At 65.2% G+C, this 6,478-nt stretch carries 5 protein-coding genes and 1 tRNA gene; 4 read left to right on the forward strand and 2 right to left on the reverse strand.

Annotated elements, in window-relative coordinates; all coding sequences use genetic code 11:
* Nucleotides 1–2: 2 nt before the first annotated feature.
* Nucleotides 3–93 (forward strand) — tRNA-Ser (locus tag ACFE7D_RS13620).
* Between the two features lie 467 nt (nt 94–560).
* Nucleotides 561–698 carry a hypothetical protein gene (locus tag ACFE7D_RS13625; RefSeq protein WP_375395956.1) on the forward strand — a complete coding sequence of 46 codons (138 nt, stop codon included), beginning with the start codon at nt 561–563 and terminating at the stop codon, nt 696–698.
* Here the strand turns inward: ACFE7D_RS13625 and ACFE7D_RS13630 are convergent, their stop codons facing one another.
* Nucleotides 699–2,096, reverse strand: a complete 1,398-nt coding sequence (locus tag ACFE7D_RS13630) for a hypothetical protein (protein WP_375395957.1) — start codon at nt 2,094–2,096, stop codon at nt 699–701.
* A gap of 62 nt (nt 2,097–2,158) precedes the next feature.
* Nucleotides 2,159–3,427: a hypothetical protein gene (locus ACFE7D_RS13635; protein WP_375395958.1), complete on the reverse strand. Its 1,269-nt coding sequence runs from the start codon at nt 3,425–3,427 to the stop codon at nt 2,159–2,161.
* Between the two features lie 148 nt (nt 3,428–3,575).
* Here ACFE7D_RS13635 and ACFE7D_RS13640 point away from each other — a divergent pair, with 148 nt between their 5' ends.
* Nucleotides 3,576–4,700: a helix-turn-helix transcriptional regulator gene (locus tag ACFE7D_RS13640; RefSeq protein WP_375395959.1), complete on the forward strand. Its 1,125-nt coding sequence runs from the start codon at nt 3,576–3,578 to the stop codon at nt 4,698–4,700.
* Nucleotides 4,701–4,838: 138 nt separating this feature from the next.
* Complete coding sequence (locus ACFE7D_RS13645; RefSeq protein WP_375395960.1) at nt 4,839–6,122, forward strand: APC family permease; 1,284 nt, start codon at nt 4,839–4,841, stop codon at nt 6,120–6,122.
* Nucleotides 6,123–6,478: the final 356 nt, after the last annotated feature.

The following is a 6,478-nucleotide window of genomic DNA, read 5'->3' on the forward strand; positions in this document are numbered from 1 at the left end:
GCGGAGCGGTGGCCGAGTGGTCGAAGGCGCTCGCCTGGAAAGTGAGTATACGCCAAAAGCGTATCGAGGGTTCGAATCCCTCCCGCTCCGCCAGTCAGTCGCTGTTCGCACCTCCGCCGAGTGCAGGACCCTGAGCATCCCGCCTTTCTGCGGCATTCCGGGTTCCGAAAGGTACTGCGAGAACCGACCGGCACGTGATTTCCGTAGGAAATCTGCCCGCATTCTCCGGGCCGGTAGAGGCCAGTACCGTTTCGGCCTGTACCCTGATTTTCCGTGAAAGCGGCGAAAGCGAGATTAAAACGGCCGATCCGCTGCTGACCGAGGTGCTAAAATCGGCAGATATCCGAGACTATCGTGCGCGCTTTCCCTGTGACGGATATCAGCGATTTTGTGTCGAGAGTGCAGGGTTTCGCGCTCGAGCTTACAGGAGCGGCCGGCTTTAGCACCGTCGAATCTCGACCAAAGACCCGGAGCTTCGACGCAGCAGGCCGCATGGGGGGGGGGACTATCCGGATATGGCGGAATGAGCATGATCGATTCTCCCAAATAGGAGCATCATCATGAAACGAAAAAAATCTGGGCGCCTGGCCGGTCGTCCGCCGCACGATTTTACCGCCATGTACGCGTTGATCCTCGCCACCGCTGAATTCAAAAAGTGGTCGATCAACAATGAACTATTCCGCGGGTCGAACTGCTGATCAGAAGCTCAGGTTGACGCCGAAACCGCCATGCTCGCTGATGCCGATCGACTGGTTGGACATGGTCGCGTTGATGAACGTGTCGATCTTCAGCCGCCGCGAGACACGATAGCTCAGCCGCCCGCCGGGCTCGAAATAGGTGATCTCGTGCGCCGGAAGGGCATTCTGTCCGAACCCGTCGATCGTCGTCACGATGCTGTTGCGCGAGCCGAACGACCGGGAGACGCTGCCGTCGACGCCCAGTTCCAGCCGGCGGCCGAACAGATGCGAATATTGGGCGGACACGCCCGCCATGTTCACCTCGTTGATGCCGCGGCTATACTGCGCGTCGAACGGATTGTCCGGCCCCGTTGCCTCCGCATAGCTGTGCTGGATCTGCCAGCTATGGCCGTAGCTGATAGCGCCGGCCAACTCGTCGCGTCTGGTCAGGCGCGACACCCAGCCCGCGCGGGCATAGACCGACATGTTCGTCGTCTTCGTCTGGCCGATGCCGGTCGCGAGGCCGGTCCCGGTCATGTACGGGCGCTGGTAGGTGGCGTGCTGGTCGGGTGCCACCGCGCCGCCGAGTTCGAAATACGGGCGCGAGGAGCCCATGTTCGACGGATCGTACCGCAGCCCTCCGGCGAAGGTGTAGGAGTTGGTGATGAAGGCACCCTTCTCCTCGTAACGGCCGACGGCGATGCCGAACAGGGCGGTGAGTTCGTTGGTGATCGCCTTGCGGCCATGCGCCGATACGCTGAGGCTGCCGAAGGTCGCGCCGGCACCGCCGCAATCGCCACAGCTCACCTGCTCGTTCTTCCCCAGCAGCACCTGGCTGAACAGGTTCGCCGTGATCAGCTGCGCCTTCTGGCTCGCGGCGAGGTTGTTCAGCGACTGGTTGAGCGCGTCGGTGGTGGTCACGAATATCGGGCTGGTCGCGCCGGATGCGGTGCCCAGAACCTGCGACCCCGTTCGCGCCTCGAACTGGGCGGCGCTGTCAAAGGCGCTGTTCGGCACCACGCTGGCACCCTGTTTGCAGACACCCGCACTGCTGTCGTTGCACCAGTAATGCGTGCCCGAGTACAGGCCTTGCTGAAAGAGCAGGTAGTTCTCTCCCGCGGCGGCGTAGTTGAAGGACAGGTTCTGCGCGGTCGCCGACGTGGCACCGCCCTGGATCACGACCGAGCTGTTGGCGTTGGTGATGTTGAACGTCGCGCCGACGCCGTTGAGCGCCAGGTTCCACGCGGTGATGTTGGTCGCCGCCAACGTGCCGGCGGTGCCGTCGGTCGTGATCTGGCCGATAACCGATCCCTGGCCGATCTGCTGCTTGACGACATAGGTGATCGACTGGGCGGAGGCGCTGCGGTCGAAGAGGGTAATTGCCGCCAGCGCCAGGCAACCGAGCGATACTATGCGCATGGATCGAATCCGTTCGAGCTTGTATGTTGACGGGAGCGTGGACGGGGTGCGGCGGCCCGGCGTCATCGGCCGCACAGCGCGGGCTGGAGATCGGGGCTGGTCATCACGCTGCTGGGCGTCTGCACCTGGGTGGAGGGGACGTTCGTCTGCAGGCTCGGCACGTTCACCTGCGTGCTGGGCGTGTTCACCTGCGTCGAGGGGACGTTGACCTGGGTGCTCGGCACGTTGATCTGGGTGCTGGTGACGTTCATCTGGGTCGAGGGCACGACGACCTGATTCGACGGGATGGTCATGACCCCGGTGGGCGTCTGCACCTGCAGGGTGGGGACGGAGACGACCAGCGCGCCGTTCGGCCCCACCGTCACCTTGTAGTTCTTGTAGATCGGGTTGAGCGCCGTCACCGTCAGCGGGCTGACGGCGGCGGTGCTGGTGAAATCGCCGGTGTTGGCCGGGGCGAACGTGGGCGTGGCCGATGTCGCCGTCTCCGCGATCCTGATCCGCTGGGCCATCGCATCGAGCTGCGCGCTGGTCAGCGTCTGGTTCGCGCCGTTCAATAGGCCGGTGGGGTCGACATAGGCGCGCGCGATCGCATTGCCGTCGCGGACGGCTTCGGCCTGGATGGCATCAACCTCCGTGATCGCGGTCTGTTCGCCATCGACGATGCTGTTGCCCGAACCGCTCGCATCGGGGGAGCCTCCTCCCGTCGAACTTGCTTGTTCCTGGGCTCGAATGGCGTCAGCGGCATAATCCAGCACCCTAGACCGGGCGCTATCGATATCGTCCTGGTATGCTTGAATTTTGGTTTGAAGACCCTGTACCAGGTCATCGCGGCCCAATCGTTGCGCCAGCGCCAAAGCCGTTTCCATAGCGCTCTTTTGAACTGCTTGCTCTTTGATTGTTGCGATGCTCGCCATGAAGACGGCATATCGTTCACTGTTGGTAACGCTATCCTGCGTATCCCCGATCGCTTTGTTTTCAATCCACCTTGCGGTGGCCGCATCAAGCGGGTGCGACGGGTCATTCATCACCGCTCGCGTGCCGCCGATGTCAATCTGAAAGCCATTGACCGTCTGTTTTCTATCGGCGTTTTCTGGGCCGGATGTCGTTTGAACTAGATTTGGATTCGCAAGGAAGAACAATATCGCTCGTGCAGGCGGGTACTGGTTCCCGGTGGTCGCCGGCGCGCCCTGTGGTGCAGACGCAGGCGTACTCTGAGCTTGCGCTACCTGCACGGACGCGATGCCGATCGCCGACGCGGTCGCCCAACCAAGCCATTTCGATGACACGTGCTCTGCCTCCTGCGTGGATATGTCCGCGTCCGGGAACATCATCACCCCAGGGCAATCGCCTGTTCGCGGACCGTGCGCATGACCCGTTTGCGCTATGCGGTGGGGATAAAGTCATTTACCGAAGAGACGCGGAACCATCCGCGCGGACGTTGGGGGCGACACCGTTATGCGAGCGTGCCGGACCGGGGCGATGACCGACGAGAAGCTCGTCGATCTCATCTATGACGCGCCCTATGACGACCGGCTGTGGAGCCCGTTGCTCGGCGAGCTGGCAGATCGCAGCGGCGCGCATCCCGCGAACTTCCTCGAAATGAACGTCCTTGACGGTCATGGCGACGGCATCTGCGCGCGGACGCCCACCGATATCCTGCAGCTGTACCGGGCGGAGTGGGCGCAGGCCAATTGCCTGTTGCTGGTCGACGATCTCACCGATTATGCGTCTGCGTGGGCACCCCGCATCACGCGCGACAGCGATTGGATCGACCGTGAGGATTTCGAACGCAGCGCCTATCTCAACGAGTTTCTCGACCCGATCGGCGCGGCGCATAATCTTAGCATCCTGCTGTCGCTCGAAGGGCCCTGGCTCACGACGATCGGGCTGGGCCGATCGCGACGCCAGGGACCGTTCGAAGACCGGGACATCGCGGCGGTCGCCCCGTTCCAGCCGCATCTGATCCGCGCCGCCCGTCTGCGCCGCGAGTTGGCACTGCGGCAGGAGCAGCTCGATCATCTCGACGTCCTGCTGGCAACTTCGCCGCAGGCGATGTTCTTCATCGACGAATCCTTGCGGGTCGTTCGGCACAGCGCCGCCGGCGAGGCGCTGATGGAAGGCGGCACGACGCTCCGCCTGGTCAACGGCCGGCTGCGCGCCGTCGCCGCGATCGCCGACCGGGCGCTCGAAGCGGCGCTGACGAGCGCATTCCGGACCCGTATCCCCGGCGCGCCGATCATCCTGCCCGGCCGCGACCGGCGGTCCGATCGCTCCGTGACGGTATCGCGGATGGGCGAGCGGGCGATCGCAGGCTTCGCCTCGGCGCGTTGCGTGCTGGTTACCGTCGCCGACGTCGCGCCGCCGCGATCGACCCCGCAGGACAAGCTTCGTCAGGCATTCGGGTTGACCGGGGCGGAGTCGCGGCTGGCGCTGCGTTTATGGGCGGGGGAAAGCCTGAGCGCCGTGTCGGAGTCCGGCTCGGTCTCAATCCATACGGTGCGCAACCAGCTGAAGGCGGTTTTCCACAAGACCGGGTGTGCCCGCCAGCAGGATTTGGTCCGCCTGCTGGCCGGGCTCGATCTCCCCTCGGCGTCGGATCATTAAATTGGGATGAACCGCCCTGGCGCTTCCGGCGCTTCGCGCCCCCCTCCCTCTCCCGGCGGGAGAGGGAAAGGAGCAGCCGCTAGCGGCGGAAAGGGTGAGGGCGAAGACAAGTTACGACGATCGCTTCGCCCGGCCGGCGTGCTCGCACTGACGCTCGCCGCCCTGTCGCCCGCCGGATCGGTCTACGTCACGGGTGCTGCGGTGCTGCACCTCGTCGGCACCGGCGCGGCGATCGCGATGCTGGGCGGTGGCGCGGTAGTCATGGTGTCGGCGCTGTTGTACGCGGAGCTGGGCTCGGCATTTCCGCACGCGGGCGGCGTCTATCACGGGATCGGCGAGGTGCTGGGACCGCGGTGTCGCGCCGCGGCGCTCGTGCTGGGTATCGTCACCGCGCCCGCGCTGATCGCCTTCGTGGCGCTGGGCTTCGCCGTCTATGCGCGCGAGGTGGTGCCGTCGCTGCCGATCCTGCCGCTCGCGATCGCCGCGATCGGCCTCGCCACCGTGATCGGTGTGTTGCGGCTGCGGACCGGCATGTGGGTGACCGGTGCCCTCGTCATCGCGGAGGTGGCGGCGCTGCTGGCGCTGATCGTGTTCGAGTGGCGCAGCCCGGCGCGCAGCCTCGAAACCGTCCTGCTGCATCCGGTCGCCGCCGGCCCGCACGGGGGCCTCGCGCCGACCGGCACCATTTCGCTGATCCTCGGGACCATCGCCGCCGCCTATGCCTGTTCCGGCTCCAATCTTGCGCTGAACTTCGCGGAGGAGATCGACGGCGATCGCCGGGTGGTCGGCCGTGTTGTCGTATGGGGCAGCATCCTCGCGATCGCGCTCGTCGCGCTGCCGATCGTCGGCTTAGCGGTGGGGACGCCCGACCTCGCCGCGATGCTGTCGTCCCCGGCACCGATCGCGGCGTCGGTGCGAACGATCGCAGGGCCGCTCGCGGTGCAGGCGTTCGCAGCGATCGTGGCGATCGCCATTCTCGATCACGTCGCCGGTGCGATGATCGCCTATAGCCGCTTCGTGTTCGCGGCGGCGCGCTCGCTCGGCGGCACCGACGGATCATCGGCGCTCAGCCGGCTCGACCAGCGCTCGGGCGCGCCCGTTTCCGCGGCGCTGTTGCTGGGCGGCGCGGCGATACTGCTGACCCTTGTCGGCGAGCGCGGGCTGCTCCTGCTCATCTCGGGCGAACTCATTACCCCGGTGCTGATGGTCGTCGCGGTGCTGGTCGGCCGCCGGCGCGGGCAGACCGGCAAGCGGAGCTTCCGCTCGCCAGCCTATCCCGCTCTGCCTTGGGCGGGACTGGCGATCCTCGCCATATTCCTGGCGACGGACTTGCTGGATGCTACCGCGAGGTGCAGCATCGCCCTTCTGATCGTTTGTGCCGGTATCGCCGCCGCTGCCGCCCGCCCGGAAAACCAGCGATAGAAAGTGGCGGACCTTTGGCGCTCGGCCGTCCTCGGCAAGCGCGATCATCAGTCGCCAGAAGGGGTAAAAGGTGCCGGAGCGCTCCCCTTTTAGCCTGCGCCTACACCGGCAAGCGACAGGTCCTGACAAGGGAAGGAGCCCATGCAAGGTCCGCGGTACCCGGCAGATCGGCGGCACGCACCTTACCGACGTCACCTACGCTCAGCTCGCCGCCTGTCTCCCAGTTCGACTGATAGACCTCACCTTTCTTGGCATCGAAATCGTTTGCAAAACGGCAGCTCCAGCGATCGCCGAGCCCAGCGCGCGGTAAGCGTGGTCACATGCCGCAGTTCTATGATTTCAGGCGCTTTGCGTAT

The sequence above is a fragment of the uncultured Sphingomonas sp. genome, from assembly GCF_964244235.1.
GTDB lineage: Bacteria > Pseudomonadota > Alphaproteobacteria > Sphingomonadales > Sphingomonadaceae > Sphingomonas.